Genomic DNA, 16,563 nt, shown 5'->3' with positions numbered 1-16,563 from the left:
CGGGGGGGAGCGGCACCTTGATCGTCGACCACGCCACACCGGGATCGCGGTCCCCGAACAGCAGGCTTGCCGTCGCGTTCGGGCCGACCGGGGCGACCGCGATGCCGACCCGCAGTCCCGTCCCGGCGGCCACGCGTCGGAATCCTGCGGCCAGAGCGGGATTCGCGCCGGCGCTGGGCTGCGTCGACGATGCCGACGCCGCGGCCGAGGTCGACGACGAGGGCGAGGCGTACACGGTGACCGTTGATCGCGGTGCCGGCGACTCCGCGGTCGCGCAGCCGCTCATCATCACCCCGGCAACGGTGAGCACCACGCCGGCGACCCACACGCTCACCGCTCGGCCACGTCGCTTCCCCATCGACACTCCCCTCACCTGCGTTTCCCGGTCACCGGTCACCGCCGCCGGCCACGAGGGCACGCGGCCGGACCCGACATCACGGCAGGACATAGACGACGGCGTTGTTGCCACCCTGACACACCACCGCCGAACCCTGTGGGGCACACGCCATCGTGTAGGCCTGCCCGGTGACCGGGCTGTAGGCGACCACCGCGCGCGACTGACCGTAGGAGCCCGAGTTGTTGTACGCATCGCGCACCGCCTGCGCGAACGCACAGCTGGTCACCTGCGAGCCGATCGCCGACGTCGCATCACAGGGAACCGCATTGGGCGGGAACGACGGCGCGGCGGTCACCGTGGGCTGGTTGGTGATCGGCGGGGCCGCGGTGATGGTGGTCGTCGTCGGTGACTGCGCCGTCGAGTCGTCGCCCGAATTGCGCGTGAACAACCAATAGGCCCCGACGCCGAGCAGACCGAGAACAGCCACCACGATCACGGCGGTGACCGCGATGACCAGCGAACGGTCCCGCCGCGGTTCGGTATAGCCGGGTTGCCCGTACGGCGGGTACCCCGGGGGCATGCCGCCGGGCACCTGCGGGCCCGAGAACTGTTGCGGCCCCGACAGATTCTGGGCCCCCGAATAATTGTGAGGTCCCGAATAGCTCTGAGGTCCCGAATAGTTCTGGGGCCCCGACACATTCAGGGTGCTTCCACCACCGGCCGGGCCGATCGGTCCGACAGGTCCCGACGGTCGGATCTGGGTTGCGCGCATCGCCTCGTCGTTCGCCGCGGCCGCACCGAGCACGGTTGGCGGAGCCTTGCTCAGGTTCGGGCCGGGTTGTCCGGGCATGGCGGTGGGGACGATCGTCGTCGTGCCGTCGCTGCTCTCGCCGGTCAATGCTGCACGGGCCACGGACGCCAGTTCGGTGGCGCTGCCGTAGCGTCGCGTCGGCTCGGGATCGAGGCCGCGGCTGATGACCGCGTCCATCGCCCGGGGCACCTCGGCGTTGATACTGCTCGGTGCGGGAGGCGGGGACATGATCGCGGCCTTGATCGCCGAGCTGATCGTGTCGGCGGGATGCGGCACACGCCCGGTGAGGCTTTCGAACAGGACGCAGGTGAGTGCGTAGATGTCGCTGGCAATGCTCACCGGGACGGCGTCGAACAATTCCGGCGCCATGTACGCGATCGACCCGATGGCGGTGCCGGCCTGCGTGAGGTGGGTGTCGTCGGAACCGTGGGCGATACCGAAGTCCACGAGATAGGCGAAGTCGTTCTGCGCGATCAGGATGTTCTCGGGTTTGATGTCGCGATGCACCAGACCGTCGGCGTGGGCGGCGTCGAGTGCCGAGGCCACCTGCTCGATGATGGTGACCGCCCGTGCCGGGGCGAGCGCATGCTCACGCCGCAACAGCGCGCGCAGATCCTCACCCGCGACGAGTCGCATGTCGATGAACAACACACCGTCGATCTCTCCCCAGTCGTGGATCGGGATGACGTGGGGTTCGCCGAGCCGCGCGGCCGCGTGGGATTCGCGCCGGAACCGTTGCTGATAGACGGCGTCGTCGGCGAGGCCGGGATTGAGCAGTTTGAGCGCTACCTCGCGGTCCTTGGTGGTGTCGTAGGCGCGGTAGACCTCACCCATCCCGCCCCGACCCAGCAACTCGTCCAGGCGATACGGCCCGAACTGGGTGTTGACGCGACTCGTTGACATGCTGTGAGCATAACGGTGCACACCGACAAATCGACCGTCGTCGGCGGTCCGGGTGAACGACCTCGCGATCGTCTCAGCGGCGATTCATTCGCTCAGATGACACCGTGTACGGGCGGGTTCTCGTCACGCAGGACCTTGCGTCCGATGTGCTGCAGTTTCCAGCGCACCGGATCGTGCAGGGTGTGTGTTCGGGCGTTGCGCCAGAAGCGATCCAAGCCCGTGCCGCCGGCAGCACTGCGGGTGCCGCCCACCTCGAAGAGCGTCGACGCGATGCCGGTGGAGACGCGGTCGGCAACGACCTTGGCCGCGGCCACCGCAATCGACGCGTCGGCGACTGCGCCCACATGTGCGTCGTGGTCGGCGCCGTCGGCGGTGGCGGTCTCGTACGGGGTGTACCCGGTGGCCCGGTCGACCGCACGTCCGGCGGCGTCGAGGGTCGCCTCGGCGGTGATGAGGTCGACGCCGAGCTCACCGAATCGTTGCACCAACAGCGGATCGTCGACGGCCCGCTCGACACCGGCCTCGAACCACGGTCGGGCACTGGTGCGCACGAACTCGACGGCGGTGTCGAGGGCGCCGCGTGCGATGCCGACGTCGATCGCGACATGCAGCAACTGGGCGAACGCACCGTATCCGGTGGGCCGGGAAACCGCGGGCGCGCGGGCGACGAGGTCTGCGGCATCGACGGCGACACCCCGCAGCCGCACCGTCCCCGAGCCGGTGGTCTTCTGCCCCAAGGCATCCCAGTCGTCGACGAGCTCCACCCCGGGCGCGTCGGCGGGGATGAACGCCACGTACTCACCACCGTCGAGGTGTTCGTCGGCGTCATGCCGGGCCAGCACGGCCAGCGTGTCGGCGAACAACGAGCCGGTGGCATAGAACTTCTCGCCGTCGAGACGGAACCGGCCGGGACCGTCGGCGACGAGCGTGGTGGAGATGTCGGCGATCGTCTTACCGCCGCGCTCGGATTGCGCGTTGGCCACCCGGCCGCCGCGCAGCACGGCGTCGAAGTGCTTGCGTGCCAACTCTTCCGACGCTGCGAGCCGCAGCAGGTTCAGATAGACGAAGTGACTGTGCGGAATCTGCGCGATGTTGGGATCCGCGGCGGCGAGGATGCGGGTCACATCGGCGACCACGCTCGGTGCCAGGTCGGGCCCACCGAATCGGGCCGGCACGGTGATGGCGAGCAGCCCGCTCGCCGACAACTCGTCGATCTCCTCGTGGGGCAGTCGTCGCTGCGCGTCGCGTTCGGCGGCGCCGGAGGCGAACCGATCGGCGAGGGCGTGCGCGGCGGCCCGGGCCCGCGCGGCCGAATCCAGCCGCGCGGCACCACGATCGGCCTGCACCGCGGAAGTGGTGAGGCTCATCTCAGCCGACGGTGCTGCGCTGCGCGGCTTCGAGCTCTCGGACGAGGGGGAGGACACGCTCGCCAAAATACTCGATCTCTTCCTGGAAGTGCAGGAATCCACCGAGGATGAGGTCGACGCCGAGACGCTTGTAGGCCACGATTCGCTCGGCGACCTGCTCGGGCGTGCCGATCAGCTGGGTACGGAAACCGTCGTTGTACTGCACGAGATCCTCGAAGGAGGAATCGGCCCACATACCGGTCTTGTTGCCGGTGGAGTTGCCCGCCTGCTGCACCGCCGACCGGAAGCCCTCCACCGCAGGACGATTCGCCTTCTCGACGATCTCGCGCAGGGTGTCGCGGGCCTCAGCTTCGGTGTCGCGGGCGATGATGAAGCCGTTCAGCCCGAAGCGCACCTCACGCTCATGGGCCTGTGCGACGGCACGCAGATCGTCGAGTTGCTCGGTGACGCCGTCGAAGTCCTTGCCGTTGGAGAAGTACCAGTCGGAGAAGCGGCCACCGTTGTTGCGGGCAGCGGTCGAGTTACCGCCTTGGAACAGTTCGGGATTGGGACGCTCGGGGGTGTTGAGCGGCTTGGGCTTGAGGGTGAAGTCGTGGATGCGATAGAAGTCGCCACGGAAGTCGACGTTGTCCTCGGTCCAGATCTTGCGGATCACCTCGAGGAATTCCGCGCTGCGGCGGTACCGTTCGTCGTGCTCGAGCCACGGCTCGCCGAGGTGGGTGAACTCGTCCTTGAACCATCCGCTGACCACGTTTATCGCAAAGCGTCCGTTCGACAGGATGTCGGCGGTCGCACCGAACTTCGCGAGCACGGCCGGATGCCACAGGCCCGGGTGGATGGCGGCGATCAGCTTGAGCCGCTGGGTGGCCAGCAGCAGCGCGAGACTGAAACTGGTGGACTCATGCTGGAATTCCGCACCGTAGGACGCCTCGTAACGGACCTGGGACAGCGCATACTCGAAGCCGTTGTTCTCGGCGGTCTGCGCGAGTTTGACGTTGTACTCGTAGTCCCAGCTGGTCCGCTGCTCGATGTCACTGGTCACCAGCCCACCGGACACATTGGGCACCCAGTAGGCGAACTTGATCTCGTCGGCGATCTTCTCGGTGGACACGGGTCTCCTGCTCGTCATGTGAACGCGACGCACCGACGACGCGGTGCGCGACAACGTCGGCCATCTTCACCCGAGAAGCCGGCGCGGCCCACCCTTGAAATCGGCGTGCGCGAAAACCCTCGCCGCACGTGGAGTCCTTCCGGATCGGGCGCCTACCCGTACTTTCCCTACCCGCTCTTCCACTGCCCCATGCCGAGGAACACCATCACCAACTGCCGTTCGGTGCGCTGCACGATGTCGGCCTCGGCGTCGCGCCCGCGGTGCTCACCGTCGAGCAGGTCGGCCACCGCGGTCAGCATGATGGTGACGATGAGTTCGGCGGCCAGTTCGAGGTCTTGCGGTTGCCACTGCGAGAGATCGGGGATGCGCGACAGATCGATGGCGAGTTCCTTGGAGAACAACCGCAGTTCGGTGTCGATCGCGCGACGGATCTCGGCGACCCCGCCGTGCTGTTCGCGGATCAGGAAGCGGTAGTCGGTCTCGTGCTCGTGTACATGGCGCAGCAGGATCGCCAACGAATTCTGTGCGGTCGGCAGCGCCTGACGAGCAGCGAGATCGCGCCGACCCTCGCGCAGTGTGCGGCGCAGGATCCGCATCGAGTCCTCGACGAGGGTGACGCCGAGATCTTCCATCGACGCGAAGTGTCGGTAGAACGCCGTCGGGACGATACCCGCGCCTCGGGCGACCTCCCGCAGACTGATGCTGGCGAAGCTGCGTTCGCTCACCAGGTCCAGCGTGGTCTCGAGCAGCGCCTGCCGGGTGCGGTTCTTGCGATCGGCCCGGCTCTCCGGTTCCGCAGGCCGCGGGGCACGCGAAGTGGGGCGGCGGGTCCGGGTCACCTAAGCGAGTCTAGGACATCGCGGTGTATCCCCGGTGCCGGGTCCACGGCGCGCCGAACCCGCGAGAAGCGCTCTCACCTGCGGTTACCGCCAGAAGAGGACGGGGCCAGGCCGACGAGTTCGGCCAGCCGGGCACGGTGGTGATAGCCGTTGCCGAGCGCCAGCTGGTCGGCCTTGGCGCGCTTGAGGTACAGGTGCGCGGGATACTCCCAGGTCATGCCGATGCCACCGTGGAGTTGGATGCATTCCTCGGCGGCCCGGACGGCGACGTCGCCGCAGTACGACGCGGCGAGGTGTGCGGCGATCTCGGCATCGGCGTCGCCTCGTGCTGCGGTGTCGGCGGCGTAGCGGGCGGCCGCACCCGCCGAGGACACCTCGAGCCACAGATCGGCGAGCCGGTGCTTGATGGCCTGGTACGACCCGATCTGCCGCCCGAACTGCCTGCGCTCCTTCACGTACGTGAGAGTCGTCTGCAGACACCACTGGGCGACGCCGAGTTGTTCCGAGGCCAGGAGCGCCGCACCGGTGAGCAGCGCTGCCTGTACCGCGTGGCCACCGCCGCCGCCGTCGCCGGATCCGATCCGATCCGGCACCGGGCTCGCTGAACAACTGGCAGTAGATGTGCTCACCGAGGTACAGCGGTCGCAGCAGTCGGCGCCGCTGCTCCTCGGTCCCCAGCGCCGCGATGGTCGGCGCCGCCATGCCGAGACCGATGCCGTTGCGCGACTTGGCCGGTCCGGGTGCACCGCCTGCGGTCAGCAACTCATCGACCAGGGCCTGGTGGCTCTGCGCGATCCCCAGTCCACCGTCACCGGGGCGGAAGTGCACCCATGCCAGCCCGGAATCGAATCGTGCGGCCAGGAAGTCTCGTTCGGGCGTGGTGGCCGGATCGTGCTCGGTCAGCAGCCTGCTCACACGGGCGCGCAGATCTACGGCCACGTCGTCGACGTCGGTGTCCACGGGAGTCCTCTCGGTGGGTGTCGGGATGGCTGAATCTGTTCAGCGGAGTGCGCCGCCGAAAGCGCGATAAGGCGCCGCGTCGCCGAGGTGTTGCCCGCCGTCAATGGTCATGATCTCGCCGGTCATCCAGGAAGCGGCGTCGGAGGCGAGGAACACGATGGCCGAGGCGACATCGGTGGGTTCACCGATCCGCCCGAGTGCGGTGGCCTCGGAGACCTGCGCCTCGTGTTCCTTCCACAGCGCCTCGGCCAGGCGCGTCCGCACGATCCCGGGGGCCACGGCGTTGACCCGCACACTCGGTGAGAGTTCCAGCGCCAGTTGCCCTGTCACGTAGATCAGTGCCGCCTTGGAGGCGTTGTACATGCCGATGCCCGGTTCGTGACCGAGACCGCCGATGGATGCGGTGTTGATCACCGATCCGCCGTGCGCACCCATCCACGCCCGTACGGCGAGTCCGGTCCACAGGATCGGGCCCCACAGGTTCACGTCCATCGTCTTGGCGAATCGCCCGTGATCCTGGGCGATGAGTGGTCCATATGCGGGATTCGTGCCGGCGTTGTTGACGAGGATGTCGAGCGATCCGAAGTGTTCGAGGGTGGTGTCGATGCAGGCGCGGGCCTGATCCTCCTCCGCCGCGTGGGCGGCGATGCCGAGGACGTTGGGGCCGATCGCCTCCGCAGCGGCCCGCGCCGCGTCGGGTTTACGTGAGGTGACCACCACGTTGGCGCCCGCCGCGGCCAGTGCCGCGGCCGCAGCCGAACCGATCCCCCGCGAGGCGCCGGTGACCAGGGCCGTGCGGCCGTGCAGATCCGGGAGCATTGTCATTCGTTTCGCCTTTCGCGAGTAACTTGGGTCTCCCCGTCATCTGAACTCAACGTGATCGCCCGAGCTGGCGAATCCAGTCCCGGGTGGTCGACGGGTCGATCACGTCGTCGAGTTCGAACGTGGTGGCCGAGTGCAACGCCTTCCCGTGCTCGTAGGCCTTCGCGAGGAGATCAGCGAACAGGGTCTCCCGTTCGGCGGGGTCGGAGACGGCGTCGAGTTCTTTGCGAAAGCCCAGGCGCACCGCACCTTCGAGACCCATTCCGCCGATCTCCCCGGTCGGCCACGCGATGGTGAATTCCGGTGCGTGAAACGACCCACCGGCCATGGCCATCGCGCCGAGCCCGTAACCCTTGCGCAGGATCACGGTGCCGAACGGTACGGTCAATCGCGCACCGGCGGCGAAGAGGTTGCCGAATCGACGTACCGTCGCCTGCTCTTCGCATTCCGGACCGACCATGAAACCCGGTGTGTCACACAGCGTCACGAGGGGCAGTTCGTGTGCTTGGCACAGCGTCAGGAATTCGGCAGCCTTGTCGGCGGCCTCGGCGTCGATCGCTCCGCCGAGGTGTCGACTGGAATTGGCCAACAGGCCGTAGGCCACACCCTCGACCCGGATCAACGCGGTGACGATGCCGCGGCCGTAAACGGGTCGCAGCTCCAGCACCGACCCGACGTCGGCGATCGATTCGATGGCGGCCCGGATGTCGTAGGCGCGCAAGCGGTTCTCCGGGACGACGTGTCGCGCCGATCGTGGATCGGGTGCCTCCCATCGGTCGAGGTTGCCCTGGAAGTAGGACAGGTAGTGCCGCGCGGTGGCCACGGCGTCGGCTTCGTCGCGCGCGAGCACGTCGATGACGCCGTTGCGGGTCTGCACGTCGACCGGTCCGATCTCTTCGGGAGCGAATACCCCGAGACCACCGCCTTCGATCATCGCCGGTCCTCCCATGCCGATGTTGGCGTCGGGAGTGGCAATGAGGACGTCGCAGGCGCCGGCGAGTGCGGCGTTGCCGGCGAAGCAGCGGCCGGAGACGACGGCCACCGTCGGCACCGCCCCGCGCAGGCCCGCCATCGACCGGAAGGTGTCGAGTTCGAGCCCAGCGGCGCCGAGGGCGTCGGTGTCGCCGGGCCGCCCACCGCCGCCCTCGGCGAAGAGTACGAGCGGAATCCGCTTGCGCCGGGCCACCTCCAGCAGCCGGTCGGTCTTCACATGGTTGCGCATGCCCTGCGTGCCCGCGAGGACGGTGTAGTCGTAGGAGATCACCACGGCCTCCGCGGCGGCAGCGCCGAAGCGGTCGGCGCCGATCGTCGCGACCCCGCCGACGAGGCCGTCTGCGGGGGTGTTGGCGATGAGGTCCGCTTCGCTGCGGCGGGTGCGTTGGGCCGCGAGGGCCAGCGCCCCGTACTCGGTGAAGCTGTCGGGATCGATGAGGTCGGCGATGTTCTCCCGGGCGGTGCGGCGCGAGCGCCGGTGTCGCTTGGCAACGGCATCGGGACGCCCCTCGTCGAGCGTGACGGCGTGGCGAGCGATCACCTCGGCCAGGTCGGGACGGATGTGGTCGGGGTCCGCGGCGGTCGCGTTCACGTCGGCGTCGTCGTGGTCGGCGTCGGTGACCACCAGCAAAGGCGTTCCGGCGCTGACGGATTGGCCCTGGTCGATGAGACTGCGTCGAATCTCGACAGGGTGTGGGTCGGTGACGACGTGCTCCATCTTCATCGCCTCGAGGATCACCAGCGCCTCGCCGCCGGCCGCCGTGGCATCGGTGGCGGGAGTGGAGACGACGACGCCCGCCATCGGGGCGGTGATCACCCGCTCGTCGGTGCCGATGCTGATGTCGGTGCGGGCGGGGATGTCGCCCGCGGGCGCCGCTTTCGCACGCTCGCCGGCGAACCGGTCTGCGGCCGAGCTCAATTCGGCCATATTCTGTTCGACGAAGTCCGTGGTCAGTGCGGCGGTCCCGAATTCCTTGGCCGCCAGTACGGCCCGGAGCAGATCGATGGTGGTCTCGACGCCACCGATCGTGAAGTCGCGTAATGCCGTGTCGAGTTTGCGGGCGGTGACGGCGACGTCGTCGGAGCGGGTGTGGGCGATCACCTTGGCCAGCAAGGAATCGAACCGCGGACTCAGCGTCAGACCCGGCCGGCCGTGCGTGTCGACGCGGATTCCGGGGCCGGTCGGCGCCGAAAAGACCTTCAGCACGCCGGAATCAGGGGTCGTGGTGCCGTCGGCGCCGATCCGCTCGGCGTTGACCCGCGCCTGGACCGCCACGCCGCGCGCCTGTGCCACAGTGCCGCTCACACCGTCGGCCGTGGCGAGAATACCGGCAGGCAGATCGAGTTCCTCGTAGGTGGCGCCGGCGGCGATGTGAAGCGCGGTGGCCACCAGATCGACGTCGGTCACCTCTTCGGTCACCGTGTGTTCGACCTGGATGCGGGGATTGACCTCGAGAAAGACGAATCTCTCGGCGGCGAGCAGGAATTCGACGGTCGCCAGGCCACGGAAGTCCTGGGCGGCGCACAGCACGACCGCGGCGCGGTGGATGCCGTGCCGGATCTCGTCGTCGAGGTCCGGTGCCGGTGCGATCTCGACCAGTTTCTGCCGTCTGCGCTGCACGCTGCAGTCCCGGTCGCCGAGCGCGAGTGCCCGCACCGTGCCGTCCGCGGCGGGAGCGGCAACGACCTGGACCTCGATGTGGCGCGCACCCGTGAGCAGTTCCTCGGCGAACAACGCGGCGTTGCCGAAGCCCATCCGAGCTTCGGCGGTGCACGCGCGAAACGCAGCGGGGAGATCGGCCGGGATGGTGACCGGACGCATGCCCCGTCCCCCTCCACCGGCGACGGCTTTGAGCATGATCCCGGCGGGATGGGCCCGCAGGAACTCGTCAGCTTGGTGTTCGTCGATTCCGGAGGCGGTCGCATCGAGCACCGGAATCGACGCCGATACCGCCGCGTTCCGGGCGGCGGCCTTGTCTCCGAACGTGCGCAGTACGTGCGAATCCGGGCCGACGAATCGGAGCCCGGCGGTACGGCACGCATCGGCGAAATCGGCATCCTCACTGAGGAATCCGTAACCGGGGTGAACCATCGTCGCACCGGCCGAGGACGCGGCCGACACCAGTTCCGCGGCATCGAGATAGGCGGCGGGACCGGTACCGGGAAGCGCGACGGCCGTGGTGGCCGCTCTGACATGCGGAGCGTCCGCGTCGTCGACGGAGTACACGGCGACCGTGCGGAGGCCGAGCTCCGATGCCGTTCGGAGGATCCGCAGCGCGATCTCGCCACGGTTGGCCACGAACAGCGTTGTCGGCGCCTGGCTCACGTCAGTGTTCCTTCCTCCGGGTGTGTTCCTTCCTCCGGGTGTGTCCGACGCTACACCGATACCTGAACCTGACCTCACCCTCATCATCGCCTCGGCCGCTTCTGCGACCACTGTGTCGTCGATCACATCGGGTCGCGGGCTGTGACGCGATCACGAACCGCGCCGACCCCTTGACGGATCGGGCCGGAAACGTGCCACACTGTTCGGAGTACAGATGTTCACTCACCGGAGTGAGACGAACGGAGCCAGCCCCATGAGCATCCGCCTTCCCGAAATGTTCTCCTCGATCATCGAGGCGACCATGTCCCCTCATCCGGTCGACCGCTATCTCGAACTGGTCGACCCGATGCTGACCTGGCGTGACCTACGCGCCCGACTGATCCGCGTCGAGCGTCCGACCGCCCGAACGGTCCGGCTCACCCTGGCGCCGACGCGCCAGTGGCAGGGACACGAAGCAGGTCAATTCATCCAGCTCAGCGTTGTTGTCGATGGCGTGCGCCAGACCCGTTGCTTCTCTCCCGCCAACGCTGCCGCGGGACCCGAGGGCGCCGTCGAGCTGACCATCACCGCACACGACGACGGCCTGGTCTCGCGGTATCTGCGCAAGACCGCCGCGGTCGGCGACGTCTACGGCCTCTCGCAGGCTGCGGGCGACTTCGTCCTACCCGCCGAGGGGGTACGTGCGCCGGTGTTCATCAGCGGCGGTAGCGGCATTACACCTGCACTCTCAATGCTGCGTACGCTCGTTGCGAATGGCTATGACGAGCCGATCACCTTTGTCCACTACGCCCGGACACCGTCGGACCTCGCCTACCGCGCCGAGCTGACCGCATTGGCCTCGGTCCATCCTCACCTGGACCTGCGACTGCACTACACCCGCGGTACCGACGACGCCGGGATGGACGAGGGCGTCATCGGACATTTCACCGGCGAGCACCTCGAGGGCATCGCCGACCACGACGATGCGGACGTCTTCGTCTGTGGGCCGGCGACCCTGATGGACGCGGTCTTCGACCACTACGAGACCGCCCATCCGCACGCCCGTGTGCACAGCGAGGCCTTCACCCTCGCCGTGCCGGCGGCCATCGATCCCAATGAGCCCGTCCACGGTGAACTGAGCTTCACCGCCTCGGGCACCTCGGCGACCAACGACGGTCGCACGATCCTCGACCAGGCCGAGTCGGCGGGGCTGAGCCCCGAATCCGGCTGCCGGATGGGGATCTGCTTTTCCTGCACCGCAATCAAGAAGTCGGGCTGCACCCGCAACGTGCTGACCGGCGAGACCGATACCGAATCCGACACCCAGATCCAGCTGTGCATCAACGCACCCGTCGGCGACGTCGAAATCGAGGTATGACACCCATGGCAACCAACATCCTTCCCCCCGAAACCGAGACACCCGAGACCGAGACCGCCGCGCTGCCCGCGCTGCCCGCGCTGCCCGCGCTGCGCAAGGCTGCAGACCCCAACACCGTGCGGCTCTCCTACGCACAGGTCGAACAACTCGGCCGCGAGCTCGACGAGATCAAGGCCCGCGTGGTCGCCGATCTCGGTACCAAGGATCGCGAGTACCTGTACTCGATCATCCGTACGCAGCGTGGACTCGAATTCGCCGGGCGCGCACTGTTGTTCCTCGGGTTCTTCCCGCCCGCGTGGGTCGCCGGTGTCGGCGCCCTGTCGGTCTCGAAGATCCTCGACAACATGGAGATCGGCCACAACGTCATGCACGGCCAGTACGACTGGATGCGTGAGGACACCTACAACTCCCGCGAATTCGAGTGGGACAACGTGTGTCCAGCCGATCAGTGGAAGCACAGCCACAACTATCTGCACCACACCTTCACCAACATCCTCGGCGAGGATCGCGACATCGGTTACGGCATCCTGCGGATGGCACGTGATCAGAAGTGGAACCCCTACTATCTCGGCAACCTCGGCTACGCCACCGCGCTGATGCTGCTGTTCGAGTGGGGCGTGATGCTCCACGATCTCGAGGCGGAGAACATCGTCGCCGGCAAGCGCAAGTGGAGCGACATCAAAGGCCTCGTGAAGGGCATGTGGCGCAAGGCAAGTCGACAGGTTCTCAAGGACTACGTCGTCTTCCCCGCACTCAGTGGCCCGATGTTCGTGCCGACCCTGCTCGGCAACGCGACCGCCAACCTGGTGCGCAACGTGTGGGCGTACTCCATCATCTTCTGCGGCCACTTCCCCACCGGTGCACAGACTTTCACCGCCGAGGAATGCGCCGACGAGACACGTGGTCAGTGGTATCTGCGGCAGATGCTGGGCTCGGCCAACATCACCGGCAGCCAGCTGTTCCACATCATGAGTGGCAACCTGTCGCATCAGATCGAGCATCACCTCTTCCCCGACATCCCGGCCAGCCGGTATCCGGCGATGTCGGCCGAAGTACGCGAGGTGTGCGAGCGCTACGGTTTGCCGTACAACACCGGGTCGCTGAGCCATCAGCTCGGGTCGACATGGAAGAAGATCGCCAAGCTGTCGCTGCCGAACTTCATGACCCGCGATGACGACGATCTGACGGTCATCATCGACCGACAGAAGCCGGCCGAGGTCGCCTGAGCAAGCCATCGCGTCGCCTCGAGACGGGCGCTATCGTCGGAATCACACCGTCGATGCCGCCCGTTCGGCTTTGCAGTCCGCGCGCGTCACCATCCCGCACGACCCAGCGAGGAGAATCCACCGTGGTCGATCGCATCGAACGCAACAAGGATCTGATCCAGGAACTGGTGGAGTCCACCGCCACCCATGTCGGCCAGATCGCCACCATCATCACCAGCGCCGTGGCCGGTGTGGCCCGGGAGATCGGTGAGATCGTCACCGACGGCTTCGAGATGCGGGAGGCGGCGCAACGCGCCAAGGCGGACGAGGCGCACCACGTCATCGACGCCGAAATCGCCGACGATCACGACGAGGGCGCTCTCGATGCCGAGGACTCCGTCGACGCTCCCGCGATCGAGGAGTCGGCAACGTCGGACCGAGGGCCGCTCAACCTCGAAGGGTCGTTCGAGGCACCGGTGGTGCCGCAGGATCTCGACAAGTCAGATCCGGACTCCGGTGCCGATGACCGTCACGCCGACGACATCGATGGCGCGACTCTCGAGGGCACCATGGAGGCTCCGGTCGCACCCGTCGAGGAGTGACCGACAGCGCCCGTCATATCGCCGACAGCGCCTCCAGTACGCCGACAGCGCCCGTCAGCTCGCCCACAGCGCCCTCCAGTACGCCAAAAGCGCCCGCACGCCTCGGTTTCATTCGCTGTGAGCCCAACCCGTGACCCCGGACGGTCCGTCGCGTAGCTTCGTCCTGTTGAGGACGTCAGAGGAGGATCTTGTGTCGGTGCGTTCGGTGTTCACCTTCCCCAACCCGGTGAATGATTACGCGGCGCGATCCACCGCGGGTCTGGTGGTGGCTCTCGCAATCGTGGCAGTCGTCGTCAATCACTGGGCGCTCTACGCGGTGCTGGCGATCGGATTCGCGCTGCGCGTCGCATCCGGGCCCAAGCTGTCGCCGTTCGGCCAACTCTCGGTGCGGGTCATCGCCCCTAAGATCTGGCGCAAGACCAAGCTCGTCCCCGGACCCCCGAAGCGGTTCGCCCAGGGCATCGGACTGGCCTTCAGCACCACCGCGCTCGTGCTGAGCCTGCTCGGCTACGGACTCGCGGCCCAGATCGTCGTCGGCGTCCTGATCGTCGCTGCCACACTGGAATTCGCACTGGGCTTCTGCCTGGGCTGCGTGGTCTTCGGCTTCTTGCAAAGCAACGGGATCATCCCAGACACCGTCTGCGAGGCCTGCAACAACATCTCTTTGCGCAACCCGGATCTGGCGAACCCCTCCCGCTGATCTGACCCAGGCGCCGTCGACGACATAGCGAGCGCCGTCGGCGACATAGCGGGCGCCGTCGGCGAACTGACGAGCGCCGTCGGCAGAATCCCGGGCGCTGTCGGCGAAATGACGAGCGCCGTCGGCAGAATCCCGGGCGCTGTCGGCGAGGCGCCGGGCTACTGGTCGAGCAAACCCAGCGCGATGCCGTCGAGGATGTCGTGCTCGCTGACGACGAGTTCGGTGATCCCGGCGCGCTGCGCCAACTGCCGGGCCAATTCCATCGTCACCAGTGATCCGCCGCCGATGACATCGACGCGACCCGGGTGCATGGGGCCGAGCGCGGCTCGCTCGGCACGCGTCATGCCGACCAGTCGTCGGCACACTGCGTCGAGATCGTCACGCCCCACCCGGGACAGGTGAATGGCGTCGGAATCGTATTCGGCGAGACCGAGATGCAGTGCCGACAGCGTTGTCAGGGTTCCCGCCACCCCAACCCAGGTGCGCGCGGAAGAGACGTCGACGACAGCGAACGCCTCGGCGAGTCGCTCCGCGATGAACCCCTGCGCGGCGGCGACCTCCTCGGCGGTGGGCGGGTCGGAGGGCAGTGCGCGTTCGGTGACGCGCACGCAGCCGACGTCGGCGGAGAAGCCCGCGGTGACACCGTCGGCATCCCCGACGACAACCTCCGTCGAGCCGCCACCGAGGTCGGTCACCACGAACGGCCCCTGATCGGCGGGCAGTTCTCCCACGGCCCCGCGGAATGACAGTTGCGCTTCCTCGTCGCCGGTGATGACCTCGGCAACCGCCCCGGGCACCACGGACCCGAGCAACTCCGCGGTCATCGCGAAGAACCGGTCCCGGTTGGCGGCGTCGCGGGTGGCCGACGTCGCGACCATCCGCACCTTCTCCACGCCGGCCCCGACCATCACCTCGACGTAGTCGGCGAGGGCCACGCGGGTGCGCTCGATAGCCTCGTCGGCGAACTGCCCCGTCGCATCCACGCCCTGACCGAGACGAACCACCCGCATCTCCCGGTGGATGTCGGTCAGCGGTGTCGTGTCACCGGGCTTCGCGACCAGCAGGCGAATCGAGTTCGTACCGCAGTCGACCGCGGCGACCACACTCATCCGACATCTCCGTTCTCGTCGATGGGCGCCGACGGCCAGTCGGCCGGAATGGCGGTTCCACGCAATCCGGCCTGCGCGGCCAGAGCCACCGACTCGTCACCGAGCGGATTCACCCCCGGCCCCTTGGCCAACGAATGCGCGATCAGCACATGCAGACACTTGACCCGGTCGGGCATCCCGCCGCCGGTGAAATCCGTTCCGAGAGACTCGATCTCATCGCGCTCGGCCAGATAGGACTCGTGTGCGGCGCGATAGGCGGCAGCCAGCTGTTCGTCGGTCGCCAGCCGCGCGGTCATGTCTTTCATGACACCGGCCGATTCCTGTCGACTCGCCTCCGACGTCAAGCGTGGATCGGTCAGGTAGTACAGCGTGGGGAACGGTGTGCCGTCGGGTAACCGTGGCCGGGTCTTGATGACGGCCGGAATACCGTCGGGGGTGCGGTAACTGACCTCGATCACCCCGCGTGGCTCGCGGCCGAGTTGGGCGGTGACAACCGCCAGATCGTCGGAGGAGATGCTCACGAGTGGTCACAGTAGCCGCCGCGGGGCGACGGAGAGAAAACGCCGGTCACCGGCCGTCGGGTGGCGTGGCCACCGTTTCCCACAGGTTGCTGTACCAGGGGTTGGCCGCATGCTTCTGCGCGGCCTGTTCGGCGGCCTGCTTGTCGGCGTCACCCGGATACATCATCACCAGTCCGGTCTCACCCGGGCGCACCATGCCCAACCGCTCGCGCGCCTGAGCCTCCTTGTATGCCGGGTCGCCCTGCTCGTTGACCTTCTTCTGGTAGTAGGTCTCCTGGTTGCGCAGCTGCTCGTTGGAGGCGACGACCTGGTTGTACTCCGAGCGGCCCTGGTAGTAGTTGCGCAGCGACGGCGCCAGGGCGATGGCGACGACACCGATCACCAGCGCCATGATCACCGCACGTTTGGCGTCGAGACCGCGCACGCGCGCCGTGACGGAATCGGCGATGGTGGGGCGACGACGCGGCGTACGACTCCCCCGCGACGACGCCCGTCGGGGCGCGTCGTCGGAGGTTGCGTCGACGGGACTTGCGTCGGCGCCGATCTCGTCGACCAGGTCGACGTCGTCGCGATGGATCTCCTGTTCCCCGGTCTCGATCA

13 protein-coding genes and 3 pseudogenes are annotated in these 16,563 nt (G+C 67.6%); 4 read left to right on the top strand and 12 right to left on the bottom strand.

Features of this window, described 5'->3' with window-relative positions; genetic code table 11:
• The 9 genes and pseudogenes from B1964_RS25655 to B1964_RS25615 form a co-directional block, all read right to left on the bottom strand.
• Positions 1-358 (bottom strand): annotated as a pseudogene (locus tag B1964_RS25655) (hypothetical protein); the annotation flags it as partial.
• 76 nt (positions 359-434) lie between these two features.
• Positions 435-2,051 carry a serine/threonine-protein kinase gene (locus B1964_RS25650; protein WP_079931823.1) on the bottom strand — a complete coding sequence of 539 codons (1,617 nt, stop codon included), beginning with the start codon at positions 2,049-2,051 and terminating at the stop codon, positions 435-437.
• Positions 2,052-2,143: 92 nt separating this feature from the next.
• Positions 2,144-3,418, bottom strand: a complete 1,275-nt coding sequence (locus tag B1964_RS25645) for an SfnB family sulfur acquisition oxidoreductase (RefSeq protein WP_079931822.1) — start codon at positions 3,416-3,418, stop codon at positions 2,144-2,146.
• A gap of 1 nt (position 3,419) precedes the next feature.
• Positions 3,420-4,529, bottom strand: a complete 1,110-nt coding sequence (gene sfnG / locus B1964_RS25640) for a dimethylsulfone monooxygenase SfnG (RefSeq protein ID WP_014359358.1) — start codon at positions 4,527-4,529, stop codon at positions 3,420-3,422.
• A gap of 167 nt (positions 4,530-4,696) precedes the next feature.
• Positions 4,697-5,368 (bottom strand): TetR family transcriptional regulator, encoded by a 672-nt coding sequence (locus B1964_RS25635; protein ID WP_014359357.1) that lies wholly within the window; start codon positions 5,366-5,368, stop codon positions 4,697-4,699.
• A 74-nt stretch (positions 5,369-5,442) separates the two neighbouring features.
• Positions 5,443-5,916 (bottom strand): annotated as a pseudogene (locus tag B1964_RS25630) (acyl-CoA dehydrogenase family protein); the annotation flags it as partial.
• A 31-nt stretch (positions 5,917-5,947) separates the two neighbouring features.
• Positions 5,948-6,328 (bottom strand): annotated as a pseudogene (locus B1964_RS25625) (acyl-CoA dehydrogenase family protein); the annotation flags it as partial.
• Positions 6,329-6,367: 39 nt separating this feature from the next.
• The gene (locus tag B1964_RS25620) at positions 6,368-7,153 is read right to left on the bottom strand and encodes an SDR family oxidoreductase (RefSeq protein ID WP_026920276.1); all 786 of its coding nucleotides are present in this window, start codon (positions 7,151-7,153) and stop codon (positions 6,368-6,370) included.
• Between the two features lie 46 nt (positions 7,154-7,199).
• Entirely contained in the window at positions 7,200-10,469 is a 3,270-nt protein-coding gene (locus tag B1964_RS25615; protein ID WP_079931821.1) for a carboxyl transferase domain-containing protein, read from the bottom strand.
• 253 nt (positions 10,470-10,722) lie between these two features.
• On the opposite strand from B1964_RS25615, the gene B1964_RS25610 reads away from it, so the two are divergent.
• From B1964_RS25610 to B1964_RS25595, 4 genes are all read left to right on the top strand, one after another.
• Positions 10,723-11,826, top strand: a complete 1,104-nt coding sequence (locus B1964_RS25610) for an FAD-binding oxidoreductase (protein ID WP_079931820.1) — start codon at positions 10,723-10,725, stop codon at positions 11,824-11,826.
• Between the two features lie 5 nt (positions 11,827-11,831).
• Positions 11,832-13,052: an acyl-CoA desaturase gene (locus B1964_RS25605; protein ID WP_079931819.1), complete on the top strand. Its 1,221-nt coding sequence runs from the start codon at positions 11,832-11,834 to the stop codon at positions 13,050-13,052.
• Positions 13,053-13,174: 122 nt separating this feature from the next.
• Complete coding sequence (locus B1964_RS25600; protein WP_079931818.1) at positions 13,175-13,633, top strand: hypothetical protein; 459 nt, start codon at positions 13,175-13,177, stop codon at positions 13,631-13,633.
• A 190-nt stretch (positions 13,634-13,823) separates the two neighbouring features.
• Positions 13,824-14,333: a DUF4395 domain-containing protein gene (locus B1964_RS25595; protein ID WP_079931817.1), complete on the top strand. Its 510-nt coding sequence runs from the start codon at positions 13,824-13,826 to the stop codon at positions 14,331-14,333.
• 158 nt (positions 14,334-14,491) lie between these two features.
• On the opposite strand, the gene B1964_RS25590 is transcribed toward B1964_RS25595, so the two are convergent.
• From B1964_RS25590 to B1964_RS25580, 3 genes are all read right to left on the bottom strand, one after another.
• Positions 14,492-15,442, bottom strand: a complete 951-nt coding sequence (locus B1964_RS25590) for a Ppx/GppA phosphatase family protein (protein WP_079931816.1) — start codon at positions 15,440-15,442, stop codon at positions 14,492-14,494.
• On the bottom strand, positions 15,439-15,963 hold the full coding sequence (locus B1964_RS25585) for a DUF501 domain-containing protein (RefSeq protein WP_079931815.1): 525 nt from the start codon (positions 15,961-15,963) through the stop codon (positions 15,439-15,441). The genes B1964_RS25590 and B1964_RS25585 overlap by 4 nt, the downstream gene beginning before the upstream one ends.
• A 46-nt stretch (positions 15,964-16,009) precedes the next feature.
• Positions 16,010-16,563, bottom strand: a 554-nt coding sequence (locus B1964_RS25580) for a septum formation initiator family protein (protein WP_139765869.1), incomplete at its 5' end; no start/stop codon positions are given.

Origin of the sequence: Gordonia sp. i37 (assembly GCF_002043085.1) — a bacterium.
Lineage (GTDB): Bacteria > Actinomycetota > Actinomycetes > Mycobacteriales > Mycobacteriaceae > Gordonia > Gordonia polyisoprenivorans.
The sequence above is the reverse complement of the archived record's forward strand: the minus strand, read 5'-3'. Positions and strand labels throughout refer to the sequence as shown.

What these genes read in the sequence shown, in the direction of transcription:
- B1964_RS25590 (WP_079931816.1), bottom strand. Translation starts at nt 15,442, where the DNA reads ATGAGTGTGGTCGCCGCGGTCGACTGCGGTACGAACTCGATTCGCCTG.
- B1964_RS25610 (WP_079931820.1), top strand. Translation starts at nt 10,723, where the DNA reads ATGAGCATCCGCCTTCCCGAAATGTTCTCCTCGATCATCGAGGCGACC.
- B1964_RS25645 (WP_079931822.1), bottom strand. Translation starts at nt 3,418, where the DNA reads ATGAGCCTCACCACTTCCGCGGTGCAGGCCGATCGTGGTGCCGCGCGG.
- B1964_RS25650 (WP_079931823.1), bottom strand. Translation starts at nt 2,051, where the DNA reads ATGTCAACGAGTCGCGTCAACACCCAGTTCGGGCCGTATCGCCTGGAC.
- B1964_RS25605 (WP_079931819.1), top strand. Translation starts at nt 11,832, where the DNA reads ATGGCAACCAACATCCTTCCCCCCGAAACCGAGACACCCGAGACCGAG.
- B1964_RS25620 (WP_026920276.1), bottom strand. Translation starts at nt 7,153, where the DNA reads ATGACAATGCTCCCGGATCTGCACGGCCGCACGGCCCTGGTCACCGGC.